General features: G+C 72.9%; 15 protein-coding genes. 5 read left to right on the forward strand and 10 right to left on the reverse strand.

Features of this window, described 5'->3' with window-relative positions; all coding sequences use genetic code 11:
* Positions 1-229: 229 nt before the first annotated feature.
* The 5 genes from ABZS97_RS39500 to ABZS97_RS39520 are packed head-to-tail and all read right to left on the reverse strand — an operon-like array spanning position 230 to position 5,681.
* Entirely contained in the window at positions 230-1,027 is a 798-nt protein-coding gene (locus ABZS97_RS39500) for a type III pantothenate kinase (RefSeq protein ID WP_356146826.1), read from the reverse strand.
* Between the two features lie 7 nt (positions 1,028-1,034).
* Complete coding sequence (nadC, locus tag ABZS97_RS39505) at positions 1,035-2,012, reverse strand: carboxylating nicotinate-nucleotide diphosphorylase (RefSeq protein ID WP_356146867.1); 978 nt, start codon at positions 2,010-2,012, stop codon at positions 1,035-1,037.
* A gap of 5 nt (positions 2,013-2,017) precedes the next feature.
* Positions 2,018-3,775, reverse strand: coding sequence for an L-aspartate oxidase (locus ABZS97_RS39510; protein WP_356146829.1), 1,758 nt, complete (start codon positions 3,773-3,775; stop codon positions 2,018-2,020).
* The gene (gene panC, locus ABZS97_RS39515; protein ID WP_356146832.1) at positions 3,772-4,764 is read right to left on the reverse strand and encodes a pantoate--beta-alanine ligase; all 993 of its coding nucleotides are present in this window, start codon (positions 4,762-4,764) and stop codon (positions 3,772-3,774) included. Before panC ends, ABZS97_RS39510 begins: the two co-directional genes overlap by 4 nt.
* On the reverse strand, positions 4,761-5,681 hold the full coding sequence (locus ABZS97_RS39520; RefSeq protein ID WP_356146835.1) for a DUF2520 domain-containing protein: 921 nt from the start codon (positions 5,679-5,681) through the stop codon (positions 4,761-4,763). Before ABZS97_RS39520 ends, panC begins: the two co-directional genes overlap by 4 nt.
* A 183-nt stretch (positions 5,682-5,864) precedes the next feature.
* Here ABZS97_RS39520 and ABZS97_RS39525 point away from each other — a divergent pair, with 183 nt between their 5' ends.
* On the forward strand, positions 5,865-7,040 hold the full coding sequence (locus ABZS97_RS39525; RefSeq protein ID WP_356146838.1) for a beta-eliminating lyase-related protein: 1,176 nt from the start codon (positions 5,865-5,867) through the stop codon (positions 7,038-7,040).
* Here the strand turns inward: ABZS97_RS39525 and ABZS97_RS39530 are convergent.
* On the reverse strand, positions 7,030-7,251 hold the full coding sequence (locus tag ABZS97_RS39530; RefSeq protein WP_356146841.1) for a hypothetical protein: 222 nt from the start codon (positions 7,249-7,251) through the stop codon (positions 7,030-7,032). The genes ABZS97_RS39525 and ABZS97_RS39530 overlap by 11 nt on opposite strands.
* A 168-nt stretch (positions 7,252-7,419) precedes the next feature.
* Here ABZS97_RS39530 and ABZS97_RS39535 point away from each other — a divergent pair, with 168 nt between their 5' ends.
* Positions 7,420-8,526 (forward strand): DUF5937 family protein, encoded by a 1,107-nt coding sequence (locus tag ABZS97_RS39535; RefSeq protein ID WP_356146844.1) that lies wholly within the window; start codon positions 7,420-7,422, stop codon positions 8,524-8,526.
* An 18-nt stretch (positions 8,527-8,544) separates the two neighbouring features.
* Here ABZS97_RS39535 and ABZS97_RS39540 read toward each other — a convergent pair whose 3' ends face one another.
* The 3 genes from ABZS97_RS39540 to ABZS97_RS39550 are packed head-to-tail and all read right to left on the reverse strand — an operon-like array spanning position 8,545 to position 11,166.
* Positions 8,545-9,177, reverse strand: coding sequence for an AAA family ATPase (locus ABZS97_RS39540; RefSeq protein WP_356146847.1), 633 nt, complete (start codon positions 9,175-9,177; stop codon positions 8,545-8,547).
* 57 nt (positions 9,178-9,234) lie between these two features.
* Entirely contained in the window at positions 9,235-9,906 is a 672-nt protein-coding gene (locus ABZS97_RS39545; protein WP_356146850.1) for a response regulator transcription factor, read from the reverse strand.
* A 54-nt stretch (positions 9,907-9,960) separates the two neighbouring features.
* The gene (locus tag ABZS97_RS39550; protein WP_356146852.1) at positions 9,961-11,166 is read right to left on the reverse strand and encodes a sensor histidine kinase; all 1,206 of its coding nucleotides are present in this window, start codon (positions 11,164-11,166) and stop codon (positions 9,961-9,963) included.
* Between the two features lie 255 nt (positions 11,167-11,421).
* On the opposite strand from ABZS97_RS39550, the gene ABZS97_RS39555 reads away from it, so the two are divergent.
* Positions 11,422-12,489 carry an SAM-dependent methyltransferase gene (locus ABZS97_RS39555; RefSeq protein ID WP_356146855.1) on the forward strand — a complete coding sequence of 356 codons (1,068 nt, stop codon included), beginning with the start codon at positions 11,422-11,424 and terminating at the stop codon, positions 12,487-12,489.
* On the opposite strand, the gene ABZS97_RS39560 is transcribed toward ABZS97_RS39555, so the two are convergent.
* Positions 12,454-13,605 (reverse strand): NADH-quinone oxidoreductase subunit D, encoded by a 1,152-nt coding sequence (locus ABZS97_RS39560; protein WP_356146858.1) that lies wholly within the window; start codon positions 13,603-13,605, stop codon positions 12,454-12,456. The genes ABZS97_RS39555 and ABZS97_RS39560 overlap by 36 nt on opposite strands.
* Before the next feature lie 31 nt (positions 13,606-13,636).
* Between ABZS97_RS39560 and ABZS97_RS39565 the strand changes: the two genes are divergently transcribed.
* Both ABZS97_RS39565 and ABZS97_RS39570 read left to right on the forward strand, forming a co-directional pair.
* Positions 13,637-14,149, forward strand: a complete 513-nt coding sequence (locus ABZS97_RS39565) for a PH domain-containing protein (RefSeq protein ID WP_356146861.1) — start codon at positions 13,637-13,639, stop codon at positions 14,147-14,149.
* Between the two features lie 110 nt (positions 14,150-14,259).
* Entirely contained in the window at positions 14,260-15,597 is a 1,338-nt protein-coding gene (locus ABZS97_RS39570) for a PH domain-containing protein (RefSeq protein ID WP_356146864.1), read from the forward strand.
* Positions 15,598-15,637: the final 40 nt, after the last annotated feature.

Raw genomic sequence — 15,637 nt, forward strand, 5'->3', positions numbered from 1 at the left:
GGGGGCGTGCGCGTGGCGCCGGGGGCCGGCGAAGCCGCGTCACTGCGGGCAATCGTGCCGCCAGGGGCGGCACGGGTGGGCGCAGCGGCACCTCGTAAGCGCCGGGCTGCATGACCCACCCCCGGCCGGCACCCACACCGGGCGCGAAGGAAACAAAGGGTGAGAGGGGTTTGCCCACCCACCCCGGGTGACCGTTCAAGCGGAGGGTGCCCGGGGCCGGTGGACGTGGTCAGGTGCGGGAGACGTTGCGTTCGTAGACCAGGCGGAGGCCGATGAGGGTGAGCCAGGGCTCGTGTTCGTCGATGACCGAGGCCTCGCCTAGGACCATCGGAGCAAGTCCACCCGTGGCGATGACCGTGACGTCGTCCGGGTCGTCGGCGAGTTCGCGGGCCATCCGGGTCACGACCCCGTCGACCTGCCCGGCGAACCCGTAGACGATGCCCGCCTGCATGGCCTCGACGGTGTTCTTGCCGATCACCGCACGCGGACGGGCCAGCTCGATCTTGCGTAGCTGCGCGCCGCGGACCCCGAGGGCCTCGACGGAGATCTCGATGCCCGGGGCGATCACGCCGCCCGTGTACTCGCCGCGCGCCGAGACCGCGTCGAAGGTGGTGGCCGTGCCGAAGTCGACGACGATCGCCGGGCCCCCGTAGAGCTCGACCGCCGCGACCGCGTTGATGATGCGGTCGGCGCCGACCTCCTTGGGGTTGTCCATCAGGATCGGAACGCCGGTCTTGATGCCGGGTTCGACCAGGACGGCCGGTACGTCTCCGTAGTAGCGGCGTGTCACCTCGCGCAGCTCGTGCAGGACCGAGGGGACGGTCGAGCAGATGGCGATGCCGTCGATGCCGTCGCCGAGTTCGTCGCCGAGCAGCGGGTGCATCCCCATCAGGCCCTGGAGGAGCACGGCGAGCTCGTCCGCGGTGCGACGTGCGTCCGTGGAGATGCGCCAGTGCTCGACGATCTCCTCGCCGTCGAAGAGGCCGAGGCCCGTGTGTGTGTTGCCCACGTCGATGGTCAGCAGCATGACCGCGTTACTCCGCAGCTCGCAGGTCGAGGCCGATGTCCAGGATCGGCGCGGAGTGGGTCAGCGCGCCCACCGCGAGGTAGTCGACGCCCGTCTTCGCGTACGCCTCGGCATTGCCGAGGGTGAGGCGGCCCGAGGCCTCCAGCAGGGCGCGGCCGGCGACGAGGGCGACGGCCTCCTCGCACTCGGTGGGCGTGAAGTTGTCCAGAAGGATCAGGTCGGCGCCCGCGTCGACGACCTCGCGCAGCTGGTGCAGGGTGTCGACCTCGACCTCGATCGGCAGCTCGGGGAAGAGCTCGCGGACCGCCTTGAAGGCCTGGGCGACACCGCCCGCGGCGACCACGTGGTTGTCCTTGACCAGGGCCGCGTCCGAGAGGGACATGCGGTGGTTGACGCCGCCGCCGCACCGTACGGCGAACTTCTCCAGGGAGCGCAGTCCCGGCGTCGTCTTGCGGGTGTCGCGGACGCGGGCCTTGGTGCCCTCCAGAACGTCCGCCCACGCGCGCGTGGCCGTCGCGATGCCGGAGAGGCGGCACAGGAGGTTGAGGGCGCTGCGTTCGGCCGTCAGGAGGTCCCTGGTGAGGGTGGTGACGGAGAGGAGCTTCTGTCCGGCTTCGACGCGGTCGCCGTCCTCGACGTGCCGCTCCACTTCGAACTCGTCGGTGCAGACGACCGAGATGACGGCTTCGGCGACGCGCAGACCGGCGACGACGCCCGCCTCGCGGGCGGTGAAGTCGGCGGTGGCGACGGCGTCCTCGGGGATCGTCGCGACGGTCGTGACATCCACGCCGTGGTCCAGGTCCTCCTGGATCGCCACGTTCGCGATGTCCTCGACCTCGACGGGGTCGAGGCCGGCGTCGGCGAGGAGCTGGGCGAGCGCGGGGTCGAGGCCGCACTCCATGTACGCCTCGTCCGTGTCGGCGCCGCAGGCGCAGCCGTCGCCGCAGCCGCCGCTCTCGGCGAGGGGAAGGTCGGGGGTGCTCACTTCGGTCACTGCTCCTGGGTACGGTGCGCCGTCGGCCGGGGCCGGCTGGTCGGGGGGAAGTCTGCTGTGTCCGTGGGGTCCACGGCGAGGGTGCGGTCAGGATTCAGCCGTACGACGATGTGGCGCCGCCAGGCTGTGTCGTCCCGGTCGGCGTGGTCGTCGCGCCAGTGGCAGCCGCGGGTCTCCTCGCGCTGCCGGGCGGCGGCGACCAGGACGCGGGCGACACACAGGAGGTTGGTGGCCTCCCAGGTGTCGACGCCGGGTTCGGCCGTCTTGCCGTTCTCGTCGAGGGCGTCGCGCGCGTCCGTGTGCAGCCGCTGGAGGCGGTCGGCGGCCTGTGTGAGGGACTGCGCCGAGCGCAGGACGCCCGCCCCGTCCGTCATGATCCGCTGGATCGCGAACCGGGTCTCGGGGGCGAGCAGCGGGTGCGCGGGCTTCTCGGGGTGCGGGACGGGTACGGGCACGCGCGCGTGGAGGCCGTTTTCCGCGTGGCCCTCAATGATGTCGGCCGCGATGCGCTCGGCGTAGACCAGTCCCTCCAGGAGGGAGTTGGAGGCGAGCCGGTTGGCGCCGTGGACGCCGGTGCAGGCAACCTCGCCGCACGCGTAGAGGCCGGGCACGGTCGTACGGCCCCGGGAGTCCGTGCGGACGCCGCCGGAGGCGTAGTGGGCGGCCGGGGCGACCGGGATGGGCTCGGTGACCGGGTCGATGCCGTGGGCGCGGCAGGCGGCGAGGATCGTCGGGAAGCGGTGCTCCCACATGGCGGCGCCGAAGTGCCGGGCGTCGAGGAACATGTGCTCGGCGTCGAGCTCCTGCATGCGGCGCGTGATGCCCTTGGCGACGATGTCGCGGGGCGCGAGCTCGGCCAGCTCGTGCTGCCCGACCATGAAGCGCACACCGTCGGCGTCGACCAGGTGGGCGCCCTCGCCGCGTACGGCCTCGGAGACCAGCGGCTGCTGGCCCTCGGCGTCCGAGCCGAGGAACAGCACGGTCGGGTGGAACTGGACGAACTCCAGGTCGCTGACCTCGGCGCCCGCGCGCAGGGCGAGCGCGACGCCGTCCCCGGTGGAGACGGCGGGGTTGGTGGTCGCGGAGAAGACCTGGCCCATGCCGCCGGTCGCGAGGACCACGGTGGGGGCGTGCACGGCGCCCACGCCGTCGTGCTGGCCCTCTCCCATGACGTGCAGGGTGACTCCGGCGGTGCGGCCGTCGGCGTCCGTGAGGAGGTCCAGGACGAGCGCGTTCTCGACCGTGCGCAGGCCACGCGCGCGTACCGCCTCGACGAGGGCGCGGGAGATCTCGGCGCCCGTCGCGTCGCCGCCCGCGTGCGCGATGCGGCGGCGGTGGTGGCCGCCCTCGCGGGTGAGTTCGAGGTCGCCCTCCTCGGACTCGTCGAAGTGGGCGCCGGTCGCGATGAGGCGGCGTACGGCGTCGGGGCCCTCGGTGACGAGGATGCGTACGGCTTCCTCGTCGCACAGGCCGACGCCCGCGACCAGTGTGTCGTCGAGGTGCTGTTCGGGGGTGTCGCCCTCGCCGAGGGCCGCGGCGATGCCGCCCTGCGCCCAGCGCGTGGAGCCGTCGTCCAGGCGGGCCTTGGTGACGACGACGGTCGTCAGGCCCGCGGCCTCGCAGCGGAGGGCGGCGGTCAGGCCCGCGACGCCGGAGCCCACGACCACGACGTCCGCGGTGAGGGACCAGCCCGGGGCGGGCGCGTGCAGTCGTATGCCGGTACCAGTGCTGGTACCCGTACCTGTGCCGGTCACGAAGCGGCTCCGAAGGTGAGGGGGATGTTGTCGATCAGCCGGGTCGTGCCGACCCGGGCGGCGACGGCGAGGACCGCCTCGCCGGTGAAGTCGTCCTCGATCTCGGTGAAGTCGGACGGGTCGATCAGGGCCACGTAGTCCAGGGACAGCGGCGGCTGGACGCGGGCGGCTTCGTCCAGGACGAGGCGGGCGGCCTGGCGGACGCCCTGGGGGCCGCCGGGCTCGGCCTTGGCAACGGCGTGTGTGTCGGCGGCCGCACGCGACTCGCCGAGGGCGCTGAGGGCCTCGGCACGCGCGTGCGTGGCGGGCACTTCGCGGGCCCGCGCGCGCAGGGCCTCCTGGGCGGCGTGCCGGTCACTGCCCGCGAACAGGGCCTGGGAGAGGGCGAGCGCGGTGCGCCGCTCCGCGGGCGACAGGTAGCGGTTGCGGCTGGAGAGGGCGAGGCCGTCCTCCTCGCGCACGGTGGGCACGCCCACGATCTCCACGCCGAAGTTCAGATCGCGCACCATCCGCCGGATCAGGGCGAGCTGCTGGGCGTCCTTCTGCCCGAACAGCGCCACGTCGGGGCGGGTGAGGTGCAGCAGCTTGGCTACGACGGTGAGCATGCCGTCGAAGTGCCCGGGGCGGACGGCTCCTTCGAGGCGTTCGCCCATGGGGCCGGCGCTGATGCGCACCTGGGGCTCGCCGCCGGGGTAGACCTCGTCCGCCGAGGGGGCGAACACGGCGTCCGCGCCCGCCTGTTCGGCGATCTTGATGTCGGCGTCCAGGGTGCGCGGGTAGCGGTCGAGGTCCTCGCCCTTGCCGAACTGCAGCGGGTTCACGAAGACGGTGACGACGACCTCGCCCTCGGGTCCGGCGATCTCGCGGGCGGTGCGTACCAGTGTGGCGTGGCCCTCGTGCAGGGCGCCCATGGTCATGACGACGGCGCGGCGGCCGCCCCGTACGCGCGCGTGCAGCTCGTCGGCGGTGCGCAGGAGGGTGGTGGTCATCCGGCGTCTCCCTCGGTGCCGTTGGCGAGGACTCCGAGGAGGTCCTCGGCGAGTTCGGGCTTGAGCAGCCCGTGCGCGAGCGCGCGGTCGGCGGTCGCCCGGGCCATCGCCAGGTAGCCGGCGACGGTCCCGGGGGCGTGCTTGCGCAGCTCGGCGACGTGCGCGGCGACGGTGCCCGCGTCCCCGCGTGCGACCGGCCCGGTGAGGGCGCCGTCGCCCGACCTGAGGGCGTTGTCGAGGGCGGCGCCGAGGAGCGGGCCGAGCATCCGGTCCGGGGCTTCGACGCCCGCGGCGCGCAGCAGCTCCATGGACTCGGCGACCAGGGTGACCAGGTGGTTCGCGCCGAGGGCGAGGGCGGCGTGGTAGAGCGGGCGGCTGTCCTCGGCGATCCACTCGGGCTCGCCGCCCATCTCGATCACCAGGGCCTCGGCGGCGAGGCGCAGTTCCTCGGGCGCGGTGACGCCGAAGGAGCAGCCGGCGATCCGCTGGACGTCCACGGGGGTGCCGGTGAAGGTCATGGCGGGGTGCAGGGCCAGCGGCAGTGCGCCCGCCCGCAGCGCGGGGTCGAGTACGCGCGTGCCGTAGCGCCCGGAGGTGTGCACGAGCAACTGTCCGGGCCGGACGGCGCCCGTTTCGGTGAGGCCCTCGACGAGTCCGGGCAGGGCGTCGTCCGGGACGGTCAGCAGGACCAGGTCGGCGCGCCGCAGGACTTCCGCCGGGGTCACCACGGGCACGTCGGGCAGCATCTCGGCGGCCCGCCGCACGGAGGCGTCGGAGACGCCGGAGACGGCCACCGGGCGGTGCCCGGCGAGCTGGAGACACCCGGCGAGGGCGGGGCCGACACGGCCGGCGCCGACCACGCCGACGGTGAGCCGCGCGGGGCGGTCCCTGGGGTCTGGCTGTTGGAATGTACTCACTCGACGGCGGCCTTCCCGTTCCAGTCCGCTCGGGGTACCGGACGATGTACCGGACGATTTCTCGTCATGTTAACGCGATTGGTTCGAGGGCCGGTCGGTTGTCCACAGGCTGTGGGTTTCCCCACGGCTTCGGCGAGCGGAAATGGGATGCCCGGCCGCGGCCGCTCACGACATGATCCGGAGATGAGCGATACAGGTGAGCAGACGGCGCAGGAGACGGCCGAGCAGAAGCGGAAGCGGCGGCTGGCCGCCCGGCGCGGGGCCGAGCGTGTCATGTGGCGGCCTCCGTTCCTGTACACGGTGCGCGAACGGCTGGCCTGGCTGACCGAGGCGGCGGAGGGCGCCTACGACCTCGACGAACAGAGCGACATCTACGGCGGCGGGATCGTCGAGACCCTGGAGGAGCGGGTCGCGGCCCTGCTCGGCAAGGAAGCGGCCGCCTTCTTTCCCAGCGGCACGATGGCCCAGCAGGTCGCCCTGCGCTGCTGGGCGGGCCGCACCGGCGACCCGACGGTGGCGCTGCATCCGCTCAGCCACCCCGAGGTCCACGAACGGCACGCCTTCAGCCAGGTCAGCGGGTTGCGCCCGGTCCATGTGACCACCGAGCCCAGGCTGCCGACCGCCGACGAGGTGCGTGACTTCGAGGAGCCCTTCGGGGCTCTCATGCTCGAACTGCCGCTGCGGGACGCCGGTTTCGTGCTGCCCTCCTGGGAGGAGCTCGAAGCGGTCACCGAGGCGGCACGCGCGCGGGATGCCGTCGTGCACTTCGACGGGGCCCGGCTGTGGGAGTGCACCACGCACTTCGGCCGCACCCTGGAAGAGATCGCGGGCCTCGCGGACAGCGTCTACGTGTCGTTCTACAAGTCGGTCCAGGGCTTCGGCGGCGCGGCGATCGCGGGCCCCAGGACGCTCGTCGACGAGGCGAAGACCTGGCGGCACCGGTACGGCGGCCAGCTCTTCCAGCAGTTCCCGACCGCGCTGTCGGCCCTCATCGGCCTGGATCGGGATCTTCCCCGGCTGCCGGAATGCGTGGCCCACGCGCGCGTGGTCGCCGCCGCGCTGCGCGAAGGGTTCGCCGAGGCCGGGGTCCCGTGGGCGCGCGTGCACCCGGAGGAGCCGCACACCCACCAGTTCCAGCTCTGGCTGCCGTACGAGCCCGAGGTCCTCATGGAAGCGGGGATGCGGCAGGCCGAGGAGACGAAGACCGCCCTCTTCTCCCAGTGGTGGGACCGCAGCGGGCCCGGTCTGGCGTTCACCGAGGTCACGGTCGCGGCCCCGGGTCTTGAGTGGACGGCGCGGGACGTGAAGGCGGCGGTCGCGGACTTCGTACGACGGCTGCCCGGCGAGGTCAGCAAGTAGGGCGCGAAGCAGAGCGGGCGTGCAGCCACCTGCTCAGGGCTCCCCGTATCCGCCCATGGGCCGGGCGGCCCGCCAGGACGGCCCGGAACCGCCGGTAGTCGCGCAGCTCGCGCACGGTCTGCCGGTCGTGGGTGCCGGGCGCGGGCGGGGCGGCCTCGCCGTGCTGCAGGGCGCGGTGGGTGTCGAGGAGGTACTGCTGCGTGATGCTCATGGCTGATCGCCTCTTCGGGAATCTCGGGACGGGTAACGGGATCCGAAGGCCCCGCGCGGACTGCCCCGGTGCTCCCAGCCTGCACCCGTTCAGGGCGTACGTCGCCTCGATTGACGGCCGCCGTCAATCGACGGCCGCGTTGTCAGTGCCGGGGTGCACCATGTGGTCATGAGCGTGCACATCGACATCGCCGGGCTGCGACGGGAGCGGATCGCCGTCGTGCCCTCCCCCCTGGCCGAGCTCGGCATGGCGCTGCACGCACTGTCAGAGCCCGGGCACCACCCCGGGCTGCAGGGCTGGGCGACCGGCGTGACCGCCCGGCTCGACTCGCACCTGGCGGACCGGATGTGCGAGGCCGACTTCCTGTGGCGGTCGACGTTCTCGGACCTGTTCCTGCCCTGTGCGGGCATCCCGGGCGGGCCCACGCTCCCGGGCGCGACGCTCCCCGAGGACCTGGACCTGCTGGACAAGCTGACCGACCGGCAGTTCGTGGACGCGGCGCTGGAGTTCACCTGCGCTCTGGCATACGACGCGCAGGGACCCGACGCGCTCTCCGACCTCGCGGTGCGGCGGCGCGCGCTGGACCTGGCGGCCTCGCGCGGTCCGCAGCAGGTGCGGTTCACCCGGCGGCTGCTGGAGGACCCGCCGAGCGTTCGGGCCTGGCTGCGGCAGTTCCTGGAGGACTGCGACGAGGCCTTCTTCGCGGAGGCCTGGTCGCGGCTGCGCCACCAGCTCGCGGCCGACGCCCGGCACAAGACGGAGCTGCTGCGGCGCAAGGGCCTCACGGAAGCGCTGGCCGCGGTGTCCCCCGCGGTGGCGCTGGACGAGAGCGCCGGGCGGATCGTCATCGACAAGCTCACGGAGGGCCGCACGGTCACCGCGGACGGCGGCCTCCTGCTCGTCCCCACCAGCCTCGGCCGCCCCCATCTCATGGTGCTCCACCGGTACGGCTGGCAGCCGGTGCTGCACTACCCGGTCAGCACGTCCGAGCTGAGCGATCCGCCTTCGGTCGAGCAGCTGTCCCGGCGCATGAGCGCGCTGTCCCACCCGGTCCGGATGCGGATCTCGCGCCATCTGGCCCGCAGCGCGTACACCACGGGCGAGCTGGCGCAGATGCACGGGATGACGGCACCGGAGATATCCCGGCACCTGGGCGTGCTGAAGAAGGCGGGCCTGCTCACCACCCGCCGCCGCGGCCGGTACGTACTGCACCAGCTGGACGTGACCGTGGTGGCTCGGCTGGGCAGCGACTTCCTGGAGGGCATCCTGCGCTGACACCCGGTTCTCGGAGCGTCAGTCGAACCGGATGTGCCTGACGCCGATCCGCACCTGACGCAGCCGCGTGCGCAGTGCGCCCTCCTTGTTCGGGGTAAGGGTGAGCCCGGCCAGCACGGCGATCCGGTCAGCGGTCTTCGGCACCGTCGTGTGATCCGTCCACAGATGCTCGGCGAACTCCGGCTCGCGCAGCCGTTCCAGGCAGTGGTCGAGCTGCTGCACGGCCCAGCTCTCGCGGCGCAGCGGGGCGTCCTTGCCCGCGACGTACCCGAGGAGGTGCCCGAAGCCGCGCTCGCGCAGCCGCCGCAGTACGGTCTCGCGCTCGGCGAGGAGGGTGAAGTGCCGTACGTCGTGGCCGAGTTCGCGCAGCCGTCCGACCGTGTCGTCGAAGTACCCGGAGTCCGTGACCGTCATGGGGACGATCACCGGGCCGTCGTGCTTGGTGAGGGCGAGGTCGAGCACCTCGACGACGCCCTGCCGCCAGGACGCCAGGTCCTGGAAGTCGCCCCGCAGTTCGGGCGGCAGCATGCGGCGCAGGCCGAAGCCGGCGTGTTCGGGATCGCAGATGACGCTGCCGGGCAGCCGCCGCTGGATCTCGTGTGCGGTCTGTGTCTTGCCGCCCCCGAAGGGGCCGTTGATCCACAGGAGCATGCGCAGACCCTAGTGGGCGCCGGTCACGCCCGGGTCACGCCCCCGTTTGCCCGGCTCTCAGCCGTTCCCTCCGGCGCGCACCAGACCCGTCTCGTACGCGAGGACGACCACCTGGACGCGGTCGCGCAGGCCGAGCTTGGTCAGGATGCGGCCGACATGGGTCTTCACGGTCGCCTCCGACAGGACCAGCCGCGCCGCGATCTCGCCGTTGGACAGACCCTGCGCCACCAGGATCATGACCTCGCGCTCGCGGCCGGTGAGCCGCTCCAGCTCCTTGTGCTGGGGCTCGTTGCCGGCGTTGGGCAGCATCGGCGCGAAGCGGTCGAGCAGGCGCCGGGTGGTGGAGGGCGCGACTACGGCGTCGCCGCTGTGCACGGAGCGGATGGCGGCGAGCAGTTCGCCGGGCGGCACGTCCTTGAGCATGAAGCCGGAGGCGCCCGCCTTCAGCCCGGAGAAGGCGTACTCGTCGAGGTCGAAGGTGGTCAGGATGAGCACCTTCGGCGGGTCGGACTCCATGCAGATGCGGCGGGTCGTCTCCACGCCGTCCAGCTTCGGCATGCGGACGTCCATCAGCACGACGTCGACCGCGGTCGCCCGCAGCACCTGGAGGGCCTCGACGCCGTCGCCCGCCTCGGCGACGACCTCCATGTCCGGCTGGGCGGCGAGCACCATCCGGAAGCCGGTGCGCAGCAGCACCTGGTCGTCGACGAGCATCACGCGGATCGCCATCGGGGTCCCTTTCACATTCGTACGGAGGTCGGTGGGCGCGGGTGTGTACAGGTGTCAGTGGGCGGGCTTGAGGGGCAGCAGGGCGCTGATGCGGAAGCCTCCACCGGGGCGCGGGCCCGCGTCCAGGGTGCCGCCGACCATGCCGACGCGCTCACGCATGCCGATCAGGCCGTGCCCCTGCCCGTCGACGCCCCCGTCCTCGTACAGCTCGTGCGGGGCGCCCTTGCCGTCGTCCTCGACGAGCAGTCCGAGGCCGTCGTCGAAGTAGACCAGGCGGACGCTCGCGCCCGCGTTCGGGCCCCCGTGCTTGCGGGTGTTGGTGAGCGCCTCCTGCACGATGCGGTACGCCGTGAGCTCGACGCCGCTGGGCAGCGGGCGCGGGGTGCCCTCGACCTTGTAGTCGACGGGCAGGCCCGACGTACGGCACTGCTCGATGAGGTCGTCGAGCTGTTCGACGTCGGGCTGCGGCACGTACTCGCCGCCCTCCTGGTGCTCGCCGGTGCGCAGGACGCCGAGCAGGCGGCGCATCTCGGCGAGGGCCTGGCGGCCGGTGCCGGAGATCGTCTCCAGGGCCTTCTTCGCCTGGTCGGGGGCGGTGTCGAGGACGTAGGCGGCGCCGTCGGCCTGGACCACCATCACCGACACGTTGTGCGCGACGACGTCGTGCAGTTCGCGGGCGATCCGGGCGCGCTCGGCGGCGACGGCGACCTTGGACTGCGCCTCGCGTTCCTTCTCCAGACGGGCGGCGCGCTCCTCCAGCTGGGCGAGGTAGGCGCGGCGGGTGCGGATGGAGTCGCCGAGGACCCAGGCCAGCGCGAAGGGCACGCTGAGGAAGACGGCCGCCATGACCTGGCCGAACCCGCTGGAGTGCTCGTCCGGCCAGCGGATCTGCGACAGCGGCGCCGCGCACAGGCCCGCGACCAGTCCGAACCGGGAGGCCCAGCGGGCACCGTCCGCGGCCACCGTGTAGACGATCACCAGCATCGCGAAGTCGGCCGGGACCAGCGCCATGTTCAGGACGAGCTGGGCCAGGCCCACGGCGGCGGTCAGCAGCAGCATCGTCTCGGGCATCCGCCGGCGCAGGGCGATGACCAGGCACAGCAGGACGGTGATCGGGACCGCCACGACGGCGAGGTGGGTTCCCCCGTCCTCTCCCCCGCGGGCGGATCCGCTCATGGCGGAGATCCCGAGCAGGACGACGGCCCAGAAGCTGTCGACCCATGTCGGGTGCCTGCGGAGGAAGTCATAGAGACGCTGCACGTAACCCAGAGTAGGGAAGCGTGCAGCGGGCAGGGGTCAACCGGAGGACCGATCCGCGAACGGCGCGCGTACTCCCCAAGGTGGAGGCTCCCTGGTCCGTGGCGCCTGGATCGCGTCCCGGATCTCCTCCGGGATCGCATCCTGAAGCACGCCGGGAAGCACGCTCCGGAGCGCGCCGGGGAGCGCACAGCGAGGCGTGCGCCGACCGGTCGCCCCGCGCATCCCCGGGTGCCCGGCGGCGCTTAGCCTGGCGCCGTGACGGATCGGACGGCGGGTGAGTGGCGCGGCTGGCGCGAGGCTGCGGAGGAGGCTCTGTACGGGCCGTCGGGCTTTTATCGCAGGCCGGAGGGGCCGGCGGGCCATTTCCGTACGTCGGTGCACGCGTCCCCGCTCTTCGCCGGTGCGGTGGCCCGGCTGCTGTGCCGGGTCGACGCCGCGCTGGGGCACCCGGCGGCGCTCGCCTTCGTCGACATGGCGGCGGGCCGCGGCGAACTGGTGACGGGAGTCCTCGCCGAACTCCCCGCCGACGTGGCCTCCCGGGTGCGTGCGTACGCCGTCGAACGCGCCGACCGCCCACGTGATCTTGATCACCGGATCGAGTGGTGCGCCGAGCCCCCGAAGGGGATCACCGGGCTGCTGTTCGCCAACGAGTGGCTGGACAACGTGCCGCTCGACGTCGCCGAGGCAGACGCACAGGGCGTGGCCCGGCTGGTTCTCGTACGGCGGGACGGGACCGAACGCCTCGGGGAGCCCGTCGCGGGGGCGGACGGGGAGTGGCTGCGCAGATGGTGGCCGCTCGCCGACGACGGTCCCGGTGCTCGCGAGGAGGCCGGGCTCCGCGAGGGCTTCCGTGCCGAGATCGGACTCCCCAGGGACCTCGCCTGGGCCGCCGCCGTCGCGGGCCTCGACCGAGGTCTCGCCGTCGCCGCCGACTACGCGCACCGCGCCGGGGCGCGACCGCCGTTCGGGACGCTCACCGGCTTTCGCGCGGGACGCGAGACGGCGCCCGTGCCGGACGGGTCGTGCGACATCACGGCACACGTCGCACTGGACGCGTGCAGGCTGCCCGGAGGTCGCGTGATCACCCAGCGGCACGCACTGCGCGCGCTCGGCGTGAGCGGCGCACGCCCCTCGCTCTCGCTCGCGTCCACGGACCCGACTGCGTACGTGCGCGCCCTCGCGGGCGCCGGTGCGGCCGCCGAACTCACCGCGCCGGGCGGGCTCGGCGGCTTCGGCTGGCTGCTCCAGCCCGCCGGGGACCCGGAACTGCGCGGCCGCCTGCTCGGCCTACTTGTCGATGTCCCCGACGACGAAGAACAGTGACCCCAGGATCGCCACCATGTCCGCGACCAGCGTGCCCGGCAGCAGTTCGGTGAGCGCCTGGATGTTGTTGTACGAGGCCGAGCGCAGCTTCAGCCGGTACGGGGTCTTCTCGCCCTTGCTGACCAGGTAGTAGCCGTTGATGCCGAGGGGGTTCTCGGTCCACGCGTACGTGTGGCCCTCGGGGGCCTTCAGCACCTTCGGGAGGCGCTGGTTGATCGGCCCGGGCGGCAGCTCCGCGAGCCGGTCGAGGCAGGCGTCGGCGAGTTCCAGGGCGTTGTGGGTCTGCTCCAGGAGGCACTCGAAGCGGGCGAGGCAGTCGCCCTCCTGGCGCGTGACCACCTTCAGCGTGTCCTGGAGCTCCCCGTAGGCGAGGTACGGCTCGTCGCGGCGCAGGTCGAAGTCCACGCCGGAGGCGCGCGCGATGGGCCCGCTCACTCCGTAGGCGTGCACGGCCTCCGGCGTCAGGACGCCCACGCCCCGCGTGCGCCCCCGGAAGATCTCGTTGCCGAGCACCAGCTCGTCGTACACGTTCATCCGCGAGCGGACGTCGGCGACAGCCGCGCGCGCACGCGTGGCCCATCCCGCGGGAAGGTCCTCCTTGAGGCCGCCGACGCGGTTGAACATGTAGTGCATGCGCCCGCCGGAGATCTCCTCCATGACGTGCTGGAGCTCCTCGCGCTCCCGGAAGGCGTAGAAGATCGGTGTGATTCCGCCCAGTTCCAGGGGGTACGACCCCAGGAACATCAGATGGTTCAGGACGCGGTTCAGCTCCGCGAGCAGCGTGCGCATCCACACCGCGCGCTCGGGGACCTCCATCCCGAGCATCCGCTCCACGCCGAGGACCACGCCCAGCTCGTTCGAGAACGCGGAGAGCCAGTCATGGCGGTTGGCGAGCATCACGATCTGGCGGTAGTCGCGCGCCTCGAAGAGCTTCTCCGCGCCGCGGTGCATGTAGCCGATGACGGGCTCCGCGTGCTGAATGCGCTCACCGTCGAGCACGAGCCGCAGCCGCAGCACGCCGTGGGTGGACGGGTGCTGGGGCCCGATGTTGAGCACCATGTCGGTGCTCTCCGCGGCGCCGCCGATACCGACCATGGTCTCCGTCGTGGGAGTCATGGGGACAGTCTGTCGTACGTACGCTGACCACATGGAGACGGGGAGCATGAAGACCACCGGGATGACGGACGGCGCCGGGGGCGGGCCCGTGTGGAACGGGCTGCCGCCGGGGCTGCTGCGCATGCGGCGCCTGTTGCTGGTGGTGTGGCTGGGGCTGCTAGCGCTCGCCGTGGCGCTGCTGGTGGGCTGGCTCGCCGGTCTCACCTGGGCGGCGTTCGCGCTGGTGCCGCTCGCCGGGATCCCGTGGGGCTGGGTCTTGCTCGGCCGCAACTGGCGCTCCTGGCGGTACGCCGAGCGCGCGGACGACCTGCTGATCAGCCGGGGTGTGCTGTGGCGCGAGGAGACCGTGGTGCCGTACGGGCGGATGCAGCTGGTCGAAGTGACCTCGGGCCCTGTGGAACGCCACTTCGGGCTCGCCAGCGTGCAGCTGCACACGGCCGCCGCCGCGACGGACGCCTGCATCCCGGGCCTCGACCCGGCCGAGGCCGAACGCCTGCGCGACCGGCTGACAGAGCTGGGCGAGGCCCGATCGGCGGGGCTGTGACCACGCCGCCGCCGTCGCCCTCGCGCGACGCCCGTGACGCGGAGGTGACGCCGAAGATCACGCAGGCCACCGCGGTATCTGCCGCGTCCGCCGTGCCTGAGGTGCCTGACGTGCCTGACGGGACTGACGTGCCTGGCGTGCCTGGCGTGCCTGACGAGAAGCCGCTGACCGAACGCCGTCTCCACCCCGTCACCCCGCTGCGGCGGGCCTGGGCGCCGGTCGCCGTGATCGCCGGGTGGGCCGTGCACGATCCCGATCAGGCGCAGCACCAACTGACCCGGCTGACCACGACCGCGCTGCTCGTCGGACTCGCGGTGCTGGTGCCGGCCGCCGCTCTCTACGGCTTTCTGACCTGGTGGTTCACCCACTTCGCGGTGACCGCGTCCGAACTGCGTATCCGTACCGGCCTGTTGTTCAGGCGCACCGCGCACATCCGGCTCGACCGGCTCCAGGCCGTCGACATCACCCAGCCGCTGCTGGCCCGCGTCGCGGGCGTCGCCAAGCTCAAACTGGATGTCATCGGCGCCGCCAAGAAGGACGAACTGGCCTATCTGGGCGAGGGCGAGGCACGGGCCCTGCGCGCCGAACTCCTCGCGCGCGCGGCCGGGTTCACGCCCGAGACCGCGCAGGAGGTGGGCGAGGCGCCGGTACGGCAGTTGCTGCACATCCCCGCCGGCGTCCTCGCCGTGTCCCTCGTGCTCACCGGCGCGACCTGGGGTTCCCTGGCCGCCGCGCTCGTCGTGCCGCCGCTGCTCTGGTTCGCCACCCACAGCCTGTGGACGGTCCTCGCGACCGGGCTGCCGCTGCTCGGCACGGCGGGCGCGAGCAGCGTGGGGCGGTTCGTCGCCGAGTACGACTGGACGGTCGGCGAATCCCCGGACGGGCTCCGGATCGACCACGGACTCCTCGACCGCGCGCACGAGACGGTGCCCCCCGGCCGCGTACAGACGGTACGGATCGTCGAACCGCTGCTGTGGCGGCGGCGCGGCTGGGTGCGGGTGGAGCTGGACGTGGCGGGGTCCTCCAACTCCGTGCTCGTGCCGGTCGCCCCGCGCGCGATCGCCGAGTCGGTGATCGCGCAGGTGCTTCCGGGGGTGACGGTGCCCTCGTCCCTGTCACGGCCGCCGCGCCGGGCGGGGTGGTGCGTGCCGCTGTGGTGGCGGGGGTACGGGCTCGCCGTCACCGACACCGTCTTCGCGGCACGGCACGGGCTGCTGCGCCGCACCCTGTCGCTGGTGCCGCACGCGAAGGTGCAGAGCGTACGACTCAAGCAGGGGCCCTGGGCGCGCCTCAGGGGCGTCGCCGACGTCCACGTGGACACGGGGGCCAACAAGACGGTGACGGCCCGGCTGCGGGACGCCCACGAGGCCGCGCAGCTGCTCCGGTCGCAGGCCGACCGCTCCCGCACGGGGCGTCGGGAGGCGCGGCCGGACCGCTGGATGGCGTGACGAGAGCGGCGCGGCGCGGGACGACGTTCGTCGTCCCGCG

Source organism: Streptomyces sp. NPDC005485 (assembly GCF_040606085.1).
Lineage (GTDB): Bacteria > Actinomycetota > Actinomycetes > Streptomycetales > Streptomycetaceae > Streptomyces.

Excerpts from the sequence above, each read along its gene's own strand:
- ABZS97_RS39545 (WP_356146850.1), bottom strand. The coding sequence starts at position 9,906 with ATGGCGATCCGCGTGATGCTCGTCGACGACCAGGTGCTGCTGCGCACC.
- ABZS97_RS39500 (WP_356146826.1), bottom strand. The coding sequence starts at position 1,027 with ATGCTGCTGACCATCGACGTGGGCAACACACACACGGGCCTCGGCCTC.
- ABZS97_RS39565 (WP_356146861.1), top strand. The coding sequence starts at position 13,637 with ATGGAGACGGGGAGCATGAAGACCACCGGGATGACGGACGGCGCCGGG.
- panC (WP_356146832.1), bottom strand. The coding sequence starts at position 4,764 with ATGACCACCACCCTCCTGCGCACCGCCGACGAGCTGCACGCGCGCGTA.
- ABZS97_RS39535 (WP_356146844.1), top strand. The coding sequence starts at position 7,420 with ATGAGCGTGCACATCGACATCGCCGGGCTGCGACGGGAGCGGATCGCC.
- ABZS97_RS39530 (WP_356146841.1), bottom strand. The coding sequence starts at position 7,251 with ATGAGCATCACGCAGCAGTACCTCCTCGACACCCACCGCGCCCTGCAG.
- ABZS97_RS39525 (WP_356146838.1), top strand. The coding sequence starts at position 5,865 with ATGAGCGATACAGGTGAGCAGACGGCGCAGGAGACGGCCGAGCAGAAG.
- ABZS97_RS39540 (WP_356146847.1), bottom strand. The coding sequence starts at position 9,177 with ATGCTCCTGTGGATCAACGGCCCCTTCGGGGGCGGCAAGACACAGACC.
- ABZS97_RS39560 (WP_356146858.1), bottom strand. The coding sequence starts at position 13,605 with ATGACTCCCACGACGGAGACCATGGTCGGTATCGGCGGCGCCGCGGAG.